The following is a 16502-nucleotide window of genomic DNA, read 5'->3' on the forward strand; positions in this document are numbered from 1 at the left end:
ACTCCACAACCCATTAGATAATACCGCGCAAGCAAGAAGCTTAAATCAGGTCAGGTCACCGACTTGATTGCCAGTCAAGGATGGGGACTATCGCTGGACAGACGGCCCTGAGTTAACGAAAACTTCTCGACTGTGCTGCTTCAGAAATGAACCTTGTGATAGTCGCCGCAAAATCGTCAGGTGCGACACGCGGGTAAAAATGTCCCCCGCTCATCTCTGCGAAAGAGGCGTGAGCGATGCTTTTAGCAAGTTCTTCCATACGATCAAACGGGATCATAATATCATCTCTCGCACCTATTAAAAGTACAGGTTGTTTGATGTTCGAGAGTGACTCTGAGCGGTCGAAATCCAGCAACATGCTGATTCGTTGCGCCGTGATAGAATAAGGAGCGAGCATTTCCCCGGCCTTCTCAACGGCAGCATTGAGTTCCGTTTCGTGCCGTGCGATCCATTCCGATGTATAGCCGAAAACATGTGTGAGGTTCTGATAGGCAGCAACCTCACCCTTTTGCATCAGTTCCAGACGTGACAGGAAAAGCGCGCGGAAACGCGCATCTGGGCGTGCCCAACTACCACTGATAACCAGCGATTTCGCTCTTTCCGGCGCATCAAGCGCGATGATCTGCACCACCGTCCCGCCAGTGGAATGTCCCACCAGGTGCGCGGCGTCAATCTCTTCCGCGTCAAGAACTGAGAGAACATCACTCGCGATCCGTTCGATGGAATAGCCACCATCAGGGCGGTCACTACGTCCCGCACCACGATGATCGACAGTAATCAGCCGAAACTCTGGTAGTGCCTTCGCGACACCGGCCCAAAAACGGCCGTCACCGCCCAGTCCAGGAATCAGAATGACCGGCTCGCCCTCGCCCTTCACCTCATAGTAGAGGCGGCAACCATCATCGGCCAAAGCAATCGACATTTTGTGGTCTCTCCATGTGGAACAACAAGCAGATCGAGCAATTCGCGCGGGACAATTTGAATTAAAAGGCTCTAGTTGCCTGGCCAAGTGTCGCCGAGCCGGAATCCGGTCGGAAACGGGTCAGTTGGATCGAGTACATAATTATGGAATGCTGTGATCCAGGCTTGTCCCGTAATCGCCGGGCGAATGGCGGGCATTTCTCCGCATGTCGTCTCTTCCAGCACGCGGCCGATAAATTCGGTGCCGATGATCGATTCATGCACGAAGGTTTCTCCAACAGCGATCTGACCCCGCGCGTGCATAACCGCCAGCCGGGCGCTTGTGCCCGTGCCGCAGGGCGAGCGGTCGATACGCCCCGGCGAAACGATTACGGCATTGCGCGAGCGCTTAACGCCGTCGCGCTCTTCCAGCGCCCCTGCGAACAAGGTCTGGTTGATCGTATGGATTTCCGGATTCTCAGGATGGATGGCCGGAACCTGTTCCGCCGCAGCCTTCTTGATCCGCTCGCCAATCTCTACGAGCTTGGCGGCTTCGGTCTTATCGACATTGAAACCGATGGATGCCGCATCAACCAGCACATAGATCATCCCTCCATAAGCGACATCGACAGTGATGGTGCCTAGACTCGGCACATCCACCTTGGCGTCCAACGCGAAAACGAAAGATGGCACATTGTCGAATGTTACGCTGACGCATTTACCATTTTCACAATGCGCGGTCACGGGTACCAGACCTGCTGGCGCTTCCAACACCAGCCTTGTTTCCGGTTCCTGCATAGGGATCATGCCGGTTTCCAGCAGCGCCGTTGTGGTGCAAATCGTGTTGGTGCCGGACATCGGCACATAGAAGTCCGATTCCATAATGACGAAACCGGCGTCCGCTTCCGGTCTTGTGGCTGGCAGAACAAGATTGACGCATTGTGTCACCCGGCCGCGCGGTTCGTTCAGCAGGAAGTTGCGCAGATCGTCGGCCTTGCTTTCAAGATACTGCATCTTCTCGAACATCGAGGCACCCGGCACGTCGAGGACGCCGCCAGTAATCACCTCATTCAGTTCTCCCGCTGCATGCACACCGACGACATTGACCATTTTGGAAAAACGCATGTTTCAGTCCTTCCAAGCTGCGAGCTTGGCGATCGTGTCATTCACGACGCTTTCGACATACACGCGTTCATCGCCCTCAAGCGACAGGCGCGGTTCACGCACCCATTCAGGCGCGCCATAGACCAGCTTTTCGGCAAGCTTAATGTATTGCACCAGTTTCACATGTGTATCGAGGTGGAAGGACGGTGTCAGCAACCGGTAAAGCCTGCGTGCTTCAGCAAAATCGCCGGACGAAGCGAGAGCAAACAGCTTGACGCATTCGGCTGGCCAGACATTGGTCATGCCCGACACCCAGCCCGTGACGCCGAGCGCCAGACTTTCAACGATCAGATCGTCCACACCACAGAACACCGAGAAGCGGTCACCACAAACATTATAAAGGTCGGTCACACGGCGGATATCCCCGCATTCCTCTTTGATACAGAGGATGGATGGCGTGTCTTCAAGCTGCTTGAGGATTTCCGGCGTGACGTCGACGCCATAGGCAATCGGATTGTTGTAGATCATGATCGGGAGGCCGCTGCTTGCAGCGAGCGACTTGTACCAGGCCACGGTTTCACGCGCATCGGTCTTATAGGCAAGTGACGGAAAAGCCATCAGCCCTTGTGCACCCAGCTTTTCGTAACGACGTGCTGCTGCACCCGCATCCGCCGTGGAAATCTGCGCAAGACCGGAAAGAAGCGGCACACGACCAGCCACAGCTTCCTTGGCTGCCAGGATCACTTGGTCACGTTCTTCCGCTTTGAGCGATGCATTTTCGCCCAGCATCGGCAGAACGATGACCCCCGAAACACCATTCGAAATCAGCCTGTCAATGGAGGCCGCGGTTGCATCAAGATCGAGTGCGCCGTCCTGCTTCAGCTTGGTAGTAACAGCCGGGAATACACCAGTCCAGTGTGTCATGCTCTTGTTCCCTCTCTGGAAGTTTTTATGAAATTTTCGATAAAGTGAGTCATCACTTCCGGCGTCTCACAAGGCAGGGCGCCGAGGGCTTCGATATCCGCTTTGACATCCACAGGAAGACCAGAATTGGAATCTTCAGGTATCTCGTTGAGCCGCCCGCCTATAAGCACGGGCATGTCGGAACCGGCAGCTTTCAACACGGCAAGCACATCACGCACATAACGCAGCGCAATGCCGTTATAGGTCGAGATAGCGATGAAATCGGCGTTTTCAGCAATGGCGGCGGCAACCACGGTTTCGGGGTCTGCCGAGGTACCACCATCGACAATGCCGACAGCGCTCATGCCCAGAATGCGCTCTATCAGGTTCTTGCCATGTTCATGAACATCCGATGAGGCGACGCAGCAGCGCAAAGCCCGTTCGGCAATGGCAGCGCGGGCGGTTTCCGGCACCCGGTCCACCCATTCATGAGCGCTTTCCTCAAGGTCCTCGACCCACTCGGCCAGCATCACCGAACGACGACCACCCCATGCGGTAGCATCTTCGCGACCCGCACCATAGAGGCTTTCCAGTCGTTTCGGCCCGATCCGCCGGAGAGCCAGCATGAGGGCTGCCGCATCATCAATATCGACGCCTGCCTCTTCCAACCCTGAAAAAACATTTGCGCTAAATCGCTGCCCGGCTTCGATCAAGCCATCGGCAGCCTTGTCAACCTGGGCCAGATCAATCAGGCTTGCCGTGGAGATAGCATGTTCAGCCATGCGGGTGGCAAAGGTCTGGGCATCAATGATTTCATCAATGTCGGGAATACGCTGGTTTTCCGTGACCGGCACCGGGTTGATCGCATGGCCGGTATGCTCCCGCGCCAACGCCCATATGTCGGCCTGCAAATAGCTCGCCAAACTCGCATAATTGCCTGCCGGGTTCGACTTGTAGCTCACCGTATTGCCAAAGAGCATGGTGCCCGGTGCATCGCTGAATGTGGCCAATGCCTTGTGAAAAGCCATGCGAACCAATGGCGCGGTGTAGTGATGGCCGAAGCAGTGCGACATGCGCCCGCCGATAAGGTTCTCAACAATATGGCGCTCAATCAACACCATGCCGAGCGCCGAACTCATGTCGGCAAACAGACCCGCGAAACCGTCATCGAGATTGGAATGGACGAGAACTGCCTCATCTTGTGCGGCAATCAGACCGAGCGCGGTGACCGCAGCTTCAGTCGTCGCAACATCGTCATCCCAATAAGGCAGGCGGAACGTAAAATACTGCCCCAGATTGCCGATGGCCGTAGCGCCTGCCGCAAGCGCGCCCTTGGTATTTTCGACAGCGCCTGGCAGACCAAGCATGAAGTCACCGAAATGCGCGGCCGCAGGTGCCGCATTGGTGATACGGGCAAAATCTTCGGGACCATTCAGCACTATGCCGGTTCCCTTGGGTCGATCCTGGCGTACCGCCACCGGATAGCCCATCGACCAGTCTAGCGTGATGCCGAAACGATCAACCGTCACACCACGGCTGGCGCAAGTGCCATGCACTTCGCTGATTGCTTCGACCGTGCGTTCGACACTGCGAAAACCGATATGCGCATGTTGCATCATACGGCCTTCGGCAACTTTGCGACGCTTGTATTCGGCCTCGCAGGCAACATTGTTCTCCGAGAGAAAGGCATTTTTGCCCACCCGCCAGTCGCGGGCGAGTTGCCTGCCTTCGGCAACAAGATCGGCTCCCGGCTTCATTCGCTCAGGCACAAGATCGGCAAGGGCAGGCAGAACGGCTTTCATGGTTACACCATCGGTGAAAGAGCGGTTGGCTTGAGAATACGTATGGTCTGACGTTCGATTATGCCCTTGATCGCTTCGAGATAGGTCTGCCATCCAGGGTGAGCGAGCATGCGGGCGCGCCTCTCCTCACGCTCGGCGATATTCTCATACCGCCAGAGCGCAACAACATGGTTCAATTCGCCAATATCGCAAACGAAGTGTCCGACAAAGCCGCCGAGAATTTCCGTCTGAATGGCGACACCGAGCTTTTCATAAGTCGCAAGGAACTCAGCCATCCGACCCGGAACAATATGATAATCACGCTCTTCGAGGATCATTGTTTGCTCACTTTACCTGAAAGCCGAGAGCAAGCGGATCGCGCTCGTCCACGAGTATGGTGTTATAACCGGTGACACGCGCCCAACCGCCAATGCTCGGGTGAATGGCGGGACGACCCGCAACTTCTGCCGCACTTTCCACGCGACCATGGAACAGCGTGCCGATGATCGATTCATGCACGAAGGTTTCGCCAACTTTCAGCAAACCCTTGGCGACGCGCTGTGCCATGCGCGAGGATGTGCCAGTGCCGCACGGCGAGCGATCGATCGCCTTATCACCATAGAACACGGCATTGCGCGCATCGGCTTCGGGGTGTTTGCCCTTGTCAGCCCACATAACATGGCTGACCCCGGCAATGCGGTCGTCTTCCGGATGCACCGGAGCGACAACGTCCTGCACCAGTTTGCGCACCAGCGGGCTGATCTTGAGAATGTCGTCGGCGCCCATCGTGTCGAGACCAACCCAGTTTTTTTGCGGCTCGATGATAGCATAGAAATTGCCGCCATAGGACACATCGACCACCAGTTCGCCCATACCCGGAACATCAATCTTCGCTTCGCTTGCGTGAAGATAGGCGGGCACATTGTAGATGCGGACCTCATCCACGAAACGGCCATTGCGCTTGTATTCAACCTCGACACGACCGGCGGGTACTTCCAGCACCAGCTTGCCTTCGGTCCTCGGCACGACAAAGCCCTGTTCCAGCGCTACCGTCACGGTGCCTATGGTACCGTGTCCGCACATGGGCAGACAGCCGGACACTTCAATGAACAGCACGCCGAGATCACAATCGTCGCGGGACGGCGGATAGAGGATCGAGCCGGACATGACATCGTGGCCGCGCGGTTCGAACATCAGCGCCTGACGCACCCAGTCGTGATCACGCAGGAAAAGCTGGCGTTTTTCAGCCATGCTGACATTGGGCAGGATCGGCGCACCGCCAGAGACGACACGGACCGGGTTGCCGCATGTATGGGCATCGACACAAATGAAGGTGTGGGGATTCATGTAAGGCTCCAGGTCAGGAAAAACGGCTGACGGAAAATGGTGAAAGATCGATGGGTGGTTTTCTTCCAGCTACCAGATCGGCGATCAGGCGGCCTGTTGTCGGCCCGAGCGTCAGACCACCATGGCTGTGACCATAGGCATGGATAATGTCATTGCGGCGCGGCGAGCGCCCGATGACCGGCAGAGTGTCCGGCGTCGTTGGCCGATGTCCCATCCAGCGGGTGCCGTCAGTCGACTTGAGATCGGGCAGGTAACGGCGCGCTAGTTTGGCCAACGCATCGCTGCGTGCATAGTTCGGTGCAGCCTCCAGACCCGCAAATTCGGCAGCGCCACCGATCCGCAACCCCATATCCATGGGTGTCGCAACAAACTTGCGCTCGGCAAAAATCACTTCACGCGTGAGCGACACGCCCGAATTGGGAATCGTGATATTATAACCACGCTCACTTTCAAGAAGAACGCGGTCGCCAATGGTCCTTGCAAGTCTTGGCGACCATGCGCCGATCGCAATGACCAGTTGATCAAAGCCAATGGCGCTCCCACCCGACAGGCGCAACTGCTGGCCATCGATTGCACGCGCTTCATCTGTTACGAGCGTCGCCCCTTTGGCGACCACCAGATCGCGCAGGCGATCCACCACACGCTTGGGGTCATCGAAATGCGACCATTGCGGCGTCAAAGCCGCACGCACCACCGCCTTGCCGAGTGCCGGTTCGAGCCTGCGAGCGTCGTCACCGTCCATCTCGTCGAAGACGACACCATACCTGCGCCGCAGTTCGCGATCTGCCGCATCAGCCTTAAAAGCAGCCTCGGTCTCATAGACCCAGAGTGCCCCGACCTGATGCAATTCACCTGTCAGTTTGAGTTCTTCGAGAAGCGGCAGATAATCCTCATAAACTGGCGCGGTCAACGCGGCGAGTGCCTTGGTAATACGCAGCATTTCCGACTGTGACCCGCTGCGCATGAAACGCACCAACCAAGGCACAAGTTTGGGAAAATGGGCGGGGCGCAGGGAAAGCGGTCCAAGCGGATCAAGCAGCCAGCCGGGTATTTTCCAGATCAGGCCCGGCACGCTGGCCGGTACGATCTCGGTCACGCCAAGGCCACCGGCATTGCCGAACGATGCCTTGTCACCCGTCGGGTCGCGGTCGACAATGGTGACCTCATGTCCCTCGGCGAGAAGCGAACGCGCCGCGCTCAATCCGACGATACCGGCTCCTGCAATGAGAATATGGCTCATTCGGCATTCCATCCATTCATTGTTCCGGGATCAACCGTCCGGCTAAATAATGTGTGACTTCGCGCAACAGGCTCGCTGCCGTGATCGCCGATGTCTTTGGATTGTCGGGCGACGGCAGATTGGCGAAGCGCATGAAGGCCTCACCGAATGCGCTGCTGGCTTCGATCTCATGCGTGTTCAACCGGACCGCAGGATCCGCCACCACACGAACGACAGTGCGCTCAATCCCGGCAGCGAGCGCAACGGTCAGCCCGGCATTGAGATTACGAGGATAGAGTTGCGCAGCGCGTATTGCGTCGCCCTCATAGAGAACGACCGCCTCCTTCAGCGCTGCCGGATCATGCCCCAGTTGCCGTAATTCACCTGCCCAAGCAGACACAGGCTTGCGCGACGTATAGGTTACCGAAAGATCAGTCGCCTGCGCGACCACGCCCAAATAATCGAGACCACCCACCGCGCCGGTCGGAAAGATTAGACGACCACCCCCCTTGTGGCCCGCTTCGGCCGCTATCTGCTGGAAAGCGACGTCACCGATAGCTCCGACCGAGGCCGCAATCACATCCACACCAGCGCTTAAAAAAACCGGACAGGACGCTTTCAAGGCATCCTGTCCGGCGACCTCAATGACAAGGGCAGGTTTCAATGCCAGCAACGCTTCGATAGAATCGACAAACTGGACCCTTTGGGGTGGCTGGTCCGGCGTTGCAGCACCTTTGCGCAGAACCACACTGACCTTACAACGATAGGTCAGAAGCTTGCTGCACAAATCCCTGCCGATGGCACCGAAGCCCAAAAGAGCGATGTGGGGCAATTGTTCAGGCGCCGCGATCATATCAATTACAACTCTATTACCAGGCTGACATGCCGCCATCGACGGTGAACATAGCTCCCGTCGCAAACGACGCTTCATCCGAGGCAAGCCACAGAATGCAGTTTGCGATTTCCTGCGGTTCGGCCCAGCGGTTGATTGGCGAACGCGCTTTCAAGGCGTTCTTGAAAGCATCCGGATCAGGCGTTGTCGCAACCATCTTTTCGAAATAGCTCGACCAGGTCACGCCCGGCGCAACGCAATTGACACGTATTTTTTCCTTGGCATGGTCAAGTGCCATTGCCTTGGTCAGCGCGGCAACTCCGCCTTTCGACGCGACATAGGCCGCGCGATCGAAAATGCCGACCGTCGCAACATTGGAAGCGGTGTTGACGATCGTGCCGCCGCCCTGCGCAGCCATGACCGGGATCGCATGCTTACAGCACAGATAGACGCCCTTGAGATTGACGGCCATCAGCGCGTCCCAGTCCTCTTCCGCCGTATCGACGACTGTGCCGGGAATGCCGTAACCGGCATTATTGGCCAGAATGTCGAGACGGCCAAACGTCTTGACCGTCGTATCGATCATGGCCTTGACTTCCTCGGAACTGGAAACGTCAACAGTGAACGATAGCGCAGAAGCGCCAAGTTCAGCAGCGACTGCCGCAGCCTTCGCACCGTCGCGATCCGCGACGATGACTTTCGCACCTTCGCGAACAAAAATTTGAGCGGCGGCCTTGCCGATACCGGCACCGGCGCCGGTGATAATGGCGACTTTGTCTTTGAGACGCATGTTTTCCTCGAATATAAGCGGCATGCCGACCCACCAATCGCGGGTCGCCTCAAGCCTTGTTGAAATGCCGGCCTCAGCCAGACATAAACTGGATATTGAACGGAAGCGGATCAGACCTTGTGCGGGTCGGACGGTGGCACCGCGAAAACCGTGTCACGCTCGATTTGCAAAACATTCTCCGGCCGGGGGAACGGTTCCGGCGCAGGCTCCCCATCGGCGCGGACGCGCCCAATCAGGCGAAAGAAATCCTCGAGACCGTTCGGCACGATGAGCCAGGTCCAGAAAATATCGGTCTCGCCTTCATTAATGAACATGTGGCGGCGGTTCTTGCCGATGAAAAATGCAGAGCCGGGGATCATTTCATGGCTCTCGCCATCGATCACCGCACGGCCCTTGCCGGAAACCACGAAAATGACTTCCTCATTCTGGTCATGCGCATGTTCACGAACATAACCGCCCGGCGGAACGGTCTGTGTGCCGAAGCCGATCGGATGTTCCATCGGAACACGGTGCGGGGCAAAGATGACATCGATGGAACCGTTTGCCGGTACGGGCTGCCAGTAACTTTCGGCAGCACCGGGCTGCACAATAAGGACCTCTCCACAGGGGCCCTCACCGGCGACGGCCCGCGTTTTTTCATTCGTCATTTTATTCCCCTGGTGCGAGCTGAAGCTCGTCGATATTGGATACGATATACAATCGTAATGCAAAAAATGTCGCCGTCAACGTCAAAAGTGAAATTATTTTTCTATATTTGTTACATTAGAGTACATGTTTTCATTATTGACTCTGAAATTTGCATATTGTATCCAATTTTGAAATGGAGAAATCAATGTCGAAAAAAATCGGGCGGCAATCCCTGACAGATCAGATCGTGGTCGAATTGCGCCGCCGCATCATTGCAGGTGAACTGAGCGAAGGCACCCCGCTGCGTCAGGAAGCGCTGGCAACCGAACTTGGCGTTTCGCGCATTCCGATCCGCGAGGCGATCCGCCAACTTGAGGCAGAAGGCTTCGTTCAGTCCGAACTCCACAAGGGAACAGTCGTTCGCGCCTTGTCGCTGGCAGAAATCCAGGAACTCTTCGATATCCGCATCCATCTCGAGACGTGGCTGTTCGAAACGGCAATCCCGCGCCTCAGCGAAGCCGATTTGTTGCGCGCCGAGCAGTTGACCGACGAGACGATGGTCGAAGGCAATGTCGAGAACTGGGGTGACCTGAACTGGCAGTTTCACGAAACGCTTTATGCGCCAAGTGGCCGCACGGTAGCCCTGAAACTGCTCAAGAGCGTACATGATAACGCCAATCGCTACATCAATCTCCAGATCGCTGTGGCACAGGACGTGGAACTGGAACTGGCCGATCACCGCGCCATCCTCGCCTATGCTCGCCTTAGGGACACAGAACGTGCGGTGGGATCGTTGCGTATGCACATCCAGCGCGTCGCCAACAATCTGATGACATCACTGATCGAAAGTCGTTCAGACCGCAGGGATCAGGAAACTGCCTAAAGAGAAATAAGGAGCAGCAGCGGATAACAGCTCATCCGCCAAGGCAAAATAAAACCGGTCAAAAAGGCCAGAAAAACCAAAAGAGGGTAACATGAAAGCGTACAAGAAGTTTCTCGTCGCAACCATTGCGGCTGTGGGTGTGACCAGCACCGCACATGCGGATATCGTCATAGGTGCGGCGGGACCGCTTACCAATGCCGAATCCATTTTCGGTGTAACCTGGATGAACGGTATGGAGATCGCTATCCGTCAGGTTAACGAGGCTGGCGGCATCCACGGTGAGAAAGTCGTGCTCCAGCGCGATGACGACAACGCCGATCCGAAACAGGGCACGCTGATCGCCCAGAAGCATTGCGATAATGCCGCGATGATGGGCGTCGTTGCCAATTTCAACAGCGGCGTTACCATTCCGTCTTCCGACGTCTATCATCGGTGCGATCTACCCCAGGTAACTAACGCCTCCAACCCGAAGGTCACCCAATCGGGTTACAAGAATCTCTTTCGTCCGATTGCAAACGATCTTTCGCAGGGGTCAGCTCCTGCCGATTACGCCGTCAAGACTCTCAAAGCAAAAGCTGCCGCTGTGGTCCATGACAAGCAAGCCTTTGGACAAGGCGTGGCCGAAGTGTTCCGCGACACTTTCACCAAGGACGGTGGCAAGGTGACGTCCTTCTCCGGTGTCACCCAAACCGACGTCGATTTCTCCGCGCTTCTGACCAGCATACGTTCCGAAAATCCGGACGTGATCTATTTTGGCGGCGTCATGCCTGCCGTTGGTCTCTTCGTGAAGCAGGCGCGTGAATTCGGCATCAAAGCGACCATTTTTGCCGCAGACTCCGCTTTCGCACCGGACTTTATTAATGGTGCCGGCGCGGAAAACGCCGAAGGCGCTATCGTGTCCTTCCAGGCACCGCCTTACGACTCCTCACCGGAACTCGAAGCTTTCGCCAAGTCCTACAAGGACGCATTTGGTGAAGATGCCGGACCATACTCGGCTTATGGCTATGTGGAGGCTTCGGTCATTCTCGAAGCCATGAAAAAGCTGCCTGCGCCACTTTCCCGCAAGGCCATTTCGGAAGAGATTGCCAAAACTAATCTCAAAACAATGGTTGGCACGGTTTCCTTCAAGCCGGATGGCGAACTGAACACGCCCTTCATCTTCCTTTACAAGGTCGAAGGCGGCAAGTTCGCCCTTGTGAAGTAAAACGCCTGACGAGAACGGGCCCTCTCCTTCGGGGCCCGTGATCAATGGCTGGAATCGGTGCGTCCGGGAATCCCCTATGTCATTGAGCATGGCCAAGCCATGCTTGTCCCCGGCGCTCCTCGACAATCGAGGCTTCGCAGATGTCTTCCTTCCTTCTCCAGCAAACCGTCAACGCGCTGACGGTTGGCTCGATCTATGCGCTGATCGCGCTCGGCTACACGATGGTTTACGGCGTTCTGCGCCTCATCAATTTCGCGCACAGCGAAATGTTCATGTCGGGTGCGTTCGTTGCTGTCTTTCTGAGCGGATCGCTCGGCATTTCCGGGTTCCCCGGTGCGGCCATTGTCGTCGGCATTCTCGCTTTCGTTGTTATCGGCATCCTCGGCATGTCGATCGAAGTTGCAGCCTACCGACCATTGCGCAACAAATCGCGCCTCGCCCCCATGCTATCGGCCCTCGGTATGGCCGTTATTATCCAGAATGTCGTTATGCTTCTGGCGGGCCGCCGTCCGATCATCTATCCATCTATGCTGCCGAGCGGTGTAGTTGAAATTGGTGGTATCATCATCACCTGGAAACAAATTACAATTCTCGCCATCGCACTTATTCTGATGGTGACGCTGGAACTTTTCGTCAATCGCAGCCGTATAGGCATCCGCATCCGCGCGGTCGCGGAAAACGCCAATACCGCATCGTTGATCGGCATCAATCCCAACATCCCGATCTCCGTGATCTTCTTCATAGGCCCCGGCCTCGGTGCAGTAGCGGGCTTGCTCTACGCATCCTATTATGGCGTCGCAACCTTTACGATGGGCTTCGTCATTGGCATGAAAGCCTTCACGGCAGCCATTCTTGGCGGTATTGGCTCCATTCCCGGTGCGATGCTCGGCGGCATCATGCTTGGCTTCATCGAGACATTCGCAACCGCTCTCCTGCCCGGCCTCACCGGCGGTATCATCGGTACGGAATATCGCGACATTTTCGCCTTCTCCGTTCTTGTTCTCATCCTTCTGTTCCGTCCGTCCGGTCTTCTGGGCGCCAAGGTCAGCGAAGAAACGATGGTGTATAAAAGTGACTTCTGAAGCTCCTTCCATGAGCGCAGGCACCGCGCCGACACCGACAACTGGCGCCCTTGGGCGCACCTTGCTGGTGCTCACGATCTTCCCCCTCGCTCTTATCATTCTCGGACAATTCCTGCCGACCTATCCGCTGCGCGTGCTCGATACGATCCTGCTGTATGCCGTATTGGCGATGGGATTGAACATCGTTGTCGGTTATGCCGGTCTTCTCGATCTGGGCTATGTCGCCTTCTACGCTATCGGTGCCTATACTTATGCGCTTCTGGCTTCGGACCAGCTTGGATTGCATCTGCCCTTCCCGGTCATTCTGGTCATCGGTGCGACGCTGGCCGGTATTGCCGGTGTCTTGCTCGGACTGCCGGTGCTGCGACTGCGGGGGGACTATCTCGCCATCGTCACGCTCGGTTTCGGCGAAATCATCCGCGTGCTGATGAACAATCTCAACTGGCTCACCAATGGTCCACAGGGCATCGCCCGCATAGACGAACCGAAACTGCTCGGCTGGACCATCTCCACCCCGCTGGACTTCCTCTATTTACTGATCGGCTTCCTAATCCTCACCTTCCTGTTCGTGTGGAAACTCCAACAAAGCGCGCTAGGCATCGCCTTATCAGCCGTGCGCGAGGACCAGGACGCAGCACGTGGCTGTGGCGTTAACACCACCAAGGTCAAGCTCGTCGCCTTCGCCACCAGCGCAGTGATTGGCGGCATTTGCGGCGTGGTCTTTGCCTCCATGCAGCGCTTTGTCAGCCCTGAAAGTTTCACCTTCTGGGAATCGCTCACAATCGTGCTCGTGCTGGTGGTCGGTGGTCTCGGCAATCCGTTCGGTGCCATGCTGGGTGCGGCCATTCTGGTTCTGATCCCCGAACTCATGCGCGATTATGCCGACTATCGCCAGTTGGTCTTCGGCCTCGCCCTCGTCGCCGTCATTCTGATGCGCCCGATGGGCATCATCAGTCGTCATTATGGTCCCTCGTGGCTTGTCGCCAAACTGGGGAGGCGCTGATGCTTGCTTTTGAACATGTAACCAAGAGCTTTGGTGCGCATAAGGCCGTCGATGACGCTTCCCTCGTCATGATGCCGGGGAAGATCACCTCCATCATCGGCCCCAACGGCGCGGGCAAATCCACCCTTGTCAATATGGCGGCCGGTTCCTATCAGGTCTCATCGGGCCGCATTGTCCTCGACGACGTCGAATTACAACGCTTGCCCAAGCATGGCGTCGCCCATGCCGGACTGGGGCGCACCTATCAGAACATCCGGCTGTTCGACGGCATGACAGTGATGCAGAACCTTGAAGTGGCGCTCGTTCCGCGCACGCTCACCGCTCTTATCACCGATGCCCTGCCCGGACGCAGTGCCGAACGTCATCGCCGCAACAAATGCTATGCCATTCTTGAAAAGCTGGGCATTGCCCATCACGCCCAACGGCAGGCCGGTTCGCTCGCCTACGGTCAGCAGAAGCTGGTTGAGTTGGCTCGGGCCATGGTTAACGATCCGCACGCCATTCTCCTCGATGAGCCAGCAGCAGGCCTCAACCATGGCGAGACGGAAGAACTGAAGCACCACATTCTCGATCTGAAAACGGGCGACATCGCCGTAGTTCTAATCGAGCACGACATGAAGCTCATCATGTCCATTTCGGATGAGATCTACGTGATGAATCGCGGCAGCGTGCTAGCGCATGGAACGCCCACCGAAATCCGCAACAATCAGCAAGTTCAGGAGGCTTATCTTGGCCAGCCAGGTGCAATCAGTGACATCGAAGCCGCTGCTCGCAGTCGAGCAAATCGAGTCCGGATACGGGCGGGTGAAGGTCTTGCATGGCATCAGCCTTGAGCTGCATGCTGGCGAAATTGTTTCCCTCATTGGTCCCAATGGTGCAGGCAAAAGCACGCTCCTGCGCTCCATAAGCGGAGTGTGTCCAATCTCTGCGGGACAGATCAGCTTTAAGGGCGATCGCATCGATCGCATGAAGCCATATCAGATTGCCAATCGCGGTCTGGGCCATTGCCCCGAAGGACGCGCCGTCTTTCAACATTTGTCCATTGAAGAAAACCTGTTGGCCGGTTATCTGGATGGCCGAGGCAAGTCGGAAGCCGAGTTGTTCGAATATGTCTATGGCCTGTTTCCCGTGCTTGCCGACCGCCGGAAGAGCTTGGCGGGACGTCTGTCCGGCGGCCAGCAACAGATGGTGGCCATCGCCCGTTCGCTGATGGGCAATCCCGAGCTTCTGCTACTCGATGAGCCTTCGCTGGGTCTGGCACCGATCATCATTCACCAGATTTTCGAGATCATCATCAAGCTCGCCGAGGCGGGTGTCTCGATTGTTCTGGTCGAACAGAATGTCGATCTGTCCCTCGAAATTGCCGACTATGTTTATGCGTTCGAGCATGGCCAGATTCACGTCTCCGGCCCGGCTGACAAGTTGTCCGGCGATGCGCGCGTGCGTGAAATTTACCTCCCAGCTTAATTTATATATGACAGAGGGGCAAAGGGGTGTATTCAGTAAAGCAAATGATACACCCCCACAGCGACTGAAATCGAATGCCCGCCTTCAGTAGGGTATATGTGTTCGAAGAAAGATCTCTTCTCAGTTCAATCCCGATGGATATGATGACATAAGTCGTGACATACTATGTCTAGCGACGACGTTCTTCGCCGTGAACGGAGTGCCGCTGGCCGCAGTCGTTGGGCGATGTGCTGCTTGCCAGTCAAGTCGTCGGATTCTAACGACCGGAATGGGGCCGGAAGCAGCAAGTCCGGTCCAGACAAAAAATGTGCTGAGGTGGGCATAATTGGCTGTCGGCAGAACCACCTGATTGCCAGTCAAGAAGAAATGGCGAGCTTTGCCCTTACGCTCGCTCGCTGAGATTTAATCGTCGGCCCGGACTTGAGCGTGGGAGATAAGTCCAAAAATAAATGTGCCACCGACAACATTTCCAACTAATGTGGGTAGACCAAAACGGAAGAGACTTTCTGACAGAGAGGTCTCGCCGATAAATAACAAAAAGCTTACCTCAATCGCACCCACAATAATGTGCGTAAAATCGCCAATGGCTATAAGATACGTGATCAGAAAAATCAGCATGACATGAGATTGTCTGGTGCTGTGTAGCATCCAAACCAACGTTGCAATCAGCCAACCAGATACGATCCCTTTAGCAAACATCTGCATCGGGGAATTATCCATAAGATGGTGTCCCATCGACGTGAACGATGCGGTCACATTCTCTGCGAAAATAGGTAGCATAGCAAAGACAATAGCAGCCAAAGCCCCTCCCGCCAAATTTCCCGCAAGAACAATTGCCCATAACCGCACCAGCCTGATAAAGTTGGAAACTGTTGGCGATGTCATAAATGGTAGCACCGGCGTAATGGTGTTTTCAGTAAAGAGCTGCTGGTTGGCAATAATGACTATTATGAACCCAACGGTGTATCCCGCAGAACTGATCAGATAGGATGTCTGAGTGTCGGGAAGGTAGGCTTCCAATATGCCTCTGGCCATCATTGAAGTGCTCATGGTGATGCCGCCAGCAAAGGCGGACCACAGGAGCGCTATAGCCTCGCGTTTCATTTCTTTCTCACCATCCCGACGTATCAGCTCATGAATGGCGGCAGATTTTGAGGGCATCGCCTTTTCGAGCTTCTTCTCGGTTTGGATATTAGCAGCCACTGCAAATCTCCTTTAAGCAGGCAGATAAGTGAATAATACAGTGCTATGAAAAGGGGGCTTTAAGCTAGGCGGCGTGGACGAATTTGAGCCAGTATCTTGCGGTAGCAATATGAACCATGCTGATGAAGCTCTCGGCGAGTTGGTCGTATCGAGTAGC

The 16502-nt window shown here is 55.9% G+C and carries 17 protein-coding genes and 1 pseudogene; 6 read left to right on the plus strand and 12 right to left on the minus strand.

The window, feature by feature from the left end:
* Positions 1-112 precede the first annotated feature (112 nt).
* The 10 genes from FHW00_RS23420 to FHW00_RS23465 all read right to left on the minus strand — a co-directional run bounded on the left by FHW00_RS23420 (position 113) and on the right by FHW00_RS23465 (position 9523).
* Positions 113-922 carry an alpha/beta fold hydrolase gene (locus FHW00_RS23420; protein ID WP_078341095.1) on the minus strand — a complete coding sequence of 270 codons (810 nt, stop codon included), beginning with the start codon at positions 920-922 and terminating at the stop codon, positions 113-115.
* Between the two features lie 71 nt (positions 923-993).
* A complete protein-coding gene (locus tag FHW00_RS23425; protein ID WP_078341094.1) occupies positions 994-2025 on the minus strand; it encodes a proline racemase family protein in 1032 nt (343 codons plus the stop codon).
* A 3-nt stretch (positions 2026-2028) separates the two neighbouring features.
* Positions 2029-2928, minus strand: coding sequence for a dihydrodipicolinate synthase family protein (locus FHW00_RS23430; protein ID WP_078341093.1), 900 nt, complete (start codon positions 2926-2928; stop codon positions 2029-2031).
* Positions 2925-4709, minus strand: coding sequence for a cobalamin-dependent protein (locus FHW00_RS23435; protein ID WP_078341092.1), 1785 nt, complete (start codon positions 4707-4709; stop codon positions 2925-2927). Before FHW00_RS23435 ends, FHW00_RS23430 begins: the two co-directional genes overlap by 4 nt.
* A 2-nt stretch (positions 4710-4711) precedes the next feature.
* Positions 4712-5026 (minus strand): NIPSNAP family protein, encoded by a 315-nt coding sequence (locus tag FHW00_RS23440; protein WP_078341091.1) that lies wholly within the window; start codon positions 5024-5026, stop codon positions 4712-4714.
* Between the two features lie 7 nt (positions 5027-5033).
* Entirely contained in the window at positions 5034-6035 is a 1002-nt protein-coding gene (locus tag FHW00_RS23445; protein ID WP_078341090.1) for a 4-hydroxyproline epimerase, read from the minus strand.
* A 13-nt stretch (positions 6036-6048) separates the two neighbouring features.
* A complete protein-coding gene (locus FHW00_RS23450) occupies positions 6049-7275 on the minus strand; it encodes an NAD(P)/FAD-dependent oxidoreductase (RefSeq protein WP_078341089.1) in 1227 nt (408 codons plus the stop codon).
* A 16-nt stretch (positions 7276-7291) separates the two neighbouring features.
* A complete protein-coding gene (locus tag FHW00_RS23455) occupies positions 7292-8107 on the minus strand; it encodes an aspartate dehydrogenase (RefSeq protein ID WP_078341088.1) in 816 nt (271 codons plus the stop codon).
* Positions 8108-8123: 16 nt separating this feature from the next.
* A complete protein-coding gene (locus tag FHW00_RS23460) occupies positions 8124-8876 on the minus strand; it encodes an SDR family oxidoreductase (RefSeq protein WP_078341114.1) in 753 nt (250 codons plus the stop codon).
* A gap of 110 nt (positions 8877-8986) precedes the next feature.
* The gene (locus FHW00_RS23465) at positions 8987-9523 is read right to left on the minus strand and encodes a cupin domain-containing protein (protein ID WP_078341087.1); all 537 of its coding nucleotides are present in this window, start codon (positions 9521-9523) and stop codon (positions 8987-8989) included.
* Between the two features lie 185 nt (positions 9524-9708).
* Here FHW00_RS23465 and FHW00_RS23470 point away from each other — a divergent pair, with 185 nt between their 5' ends.
* The 6 genes from FHW00_RS23470 (at position 9709) to FHW00_RS23495 (ending at position 15142) form a co-directional block, all read left to right on the plus strand.
* Entirely contained in the window at positions 9709-10386 is a 678-nt protein-coding gene (locus FHW00_RS23470) for a GntR family transcriptional regulator (RefSeq protein WP_078341086.1), read from the plus strand.
* Between the two features lie 91 nt (positions 10387-10477).
* A complete protein-coding gene (locus tag FHW00_RS23475; protein WP_078341085.1) occupies positions 10478-11590 on the plus strand; it encodes a branched-chain amino acid ABC transporter substrate-binding protein in 1113 nt (370 codons plus the stop codon).
* A gap of 140 nt (positions 11591-11730) precedes the next feature.
* Positions 11731-12672: a branched-chain amino acid ABC transporter permease gene (locus FHW00_RS23480; RefSeq protein WP_078341084.1), complete on the plus strand. Its 942-nt coding sequence runs from the start codon at positions 11731-11733 to the stop codon at positions 12670-12672.
* Between the two features lie 10 nt (positions 12673-12682).
* On the plus strand, positions 12683-13675 hold the full coding sequence (locus FHW00_RS23485) for a branched-chain amino acid ABC transporter permease (RefSeq protein ID WP_078341083.1): 993 nt from the start codon (positions 12683-12685) through the stop codon (positions 13673-13675).
* A complete protein-coding gene (locus FHW00_RS23490; protein ID WP_078341082.1) occupies positions 13675-14508 on the plus strand; it encodes an ABC transporter ATP-binding protein in 834 nt (277 codons plus the stop codon). The genes FHW00_RS23485 and FHW00_RS23490 overlap by 1 nt, the downstream gene beginning before the upstream one ends.
* Positions 14480-15142, plus strand: a complete 663-nt coding sequence (locus tag FHW00_RS23495; protein ID WP_078341081.1) for a branched-chain amino acid ABC transporter ATP-binding protein — start codon at positions 14480-14482, stop codon at positions 15140-15142. Before FHW00_RS23490 ends, FHW00_RS23495 begins: the two co-directional genes overlap by 29 nt.
* A gap of 402 nt (positions 15143-15544) precedes the next feature.
* On the opposite strand, the gene FHW00_RS23500 is transcribed toward FHW00_RS23495, so the two are convergent.
* Both FHW00_RS23500 and FHW00_RS24650 read right to left on the minus strand, forming a co-directional pair.
* The gene (locus FHW00_RS23500; RefSeq protein WP_445558017.1) at positions 15545-16345 is read right to left on the minus strand and encodes a formate/nitrite transporter family protein; all 801 of its coding nucleotides are present in this window, start codon (positions 16343-16345) and stop codon (positions 15545-15547) included.
* A gap of 64 nt (positions 16346-16409) precedes the next feature.
* A pseudogene (locus FHW00_RS24650) lies at positions 16410-16502 on the minus strand (IS5 family transposase); the annotation flags it as partial.

This window comes from Ochrobactrum sp. P6BSIII (genome assembly GCF_014138065.1).
In the GTDB taxonomy this organism is placed as follows: Bacteria; Pseudomonadota; Alphaproteobacteria; order Rhizobiales; family Rhizobiaceae; genus Brucella.

What these genes read in the sequence shown, in the direction of transcription:
- FHW00_RS23485 (WP_078341083.1), top strand. Translation starts at nt 12,683, where the DNA reads ATGAGCGCAGGCACCGCGCCGACACCGACAACTGGCGCCCTTGGGCGC.
- FHW00_RS23430 (WP_078341093.1), bottom strand. Translation starts at nt 2,928, where the DNA reads ATGACACACTGGACTGGTGTATTCCCGGCTGTTACTACCAAGCTGAAG.
- FHW00_RS23420 (WP_078341095.1), bottom strand. Translation starts at nt 922, where the DNA reads ATGTCGATTGCTTTGGCCGATGATGGTTGCCGCCTCTACTATGAGGTG.
- FHW00_RS23450 (WP_078341089.1), bottom strand. Translation starts at nt 7,275, where the DNA reads ATGAGCCATATTCTCATTGCAGGAGCCGGTATCGTCGGATTGAGCGCG.
- FHW00_RS23425 (WP_078341094.1), bottom strand. Translation starts at nt 2,025, where the DNA reads ATGCGTTTTTCCAAAATGGTCAATGTCGTCGGTGTGCATGCAGCGGGA.
- FHW00_RS23455 (WP_078341088.1), bottom strand. Translation starts at nt 8,107, where the DNA reads ATGATCGCGGCGCCTGAACAATTGCCCCACATCGCTCTTTTGGGCTTC.
- FHW00_RS23445 (WP_078341090.1), bottom strand. Translation starts at nt 6,035, where the DNA reads ATGAATCCCCACACCTTCATTTGTGTCGATGCCCATACATGCGGCAAC.
- FHW00_RS23475 (WP_078341085.1), top strand. Translation starts at nt 10,478, where the DNA reads ATGAAAGCGTACAAGAAGTTTCTCGTCGCAACCATTGCGGCTGTGGGT.
- FHW00_RS23440 (WP_078341091.1), bottom strand. Translation starts at nt 5,026, where the DNA reads ATGATCCTCGAAGAGCGTGATTATCATATTGTTCCGGGTCGGATGGCT.
- FHW00_RS23480 (WP_078341084.1), top strand. Translation starts at nt 11,731, where the DNA reads ATGTCTTCCTTCCTTCTCCAGCAAACCGTCAACGCGCTGACGGTTGGC.
- FHW00_RS23490 (WP_078341082.1), top strand. Translation starts at nt 13,675, where the DNA reads ATGCTTGCTTTTGAACATGTAACCAAGAGCTTTGGTGCGCATAAGGCC.
- FHW00_RS23435 (WP_078341092.1), bottom strand. Translation starts at nt 4,709, where the DNA reads ATGAAAGCCGTTCTGCCTGCCCTTGCCGATCTTGTGCCTGAGCGAATG.
- FHW00_RS23470 (WP_078341086.1), top strand. Translation starts at nt 9,709, where the DNA reads ATGTCGAAAAAAATCGGGCGGCAATCCCTGACAGATCAGATCGTGGTC.
- FHW00_RS23465 (WP_078341087.1), bottom strand. Translation starts at nt 9,523, where the DNA reads ATGACGAATGAAAAAACGCGGGCCGTCGCCGGTGAGGGCCCCTGTGGA.
- FHW00_RS23460 (WP_078341114.1), bottom strand. Translation starts at nt 8,876, where the DNA reads ATGCGTCTCAAAGACAAAGTCGCCATTATCACCGGCGCCGGTGCCGGT.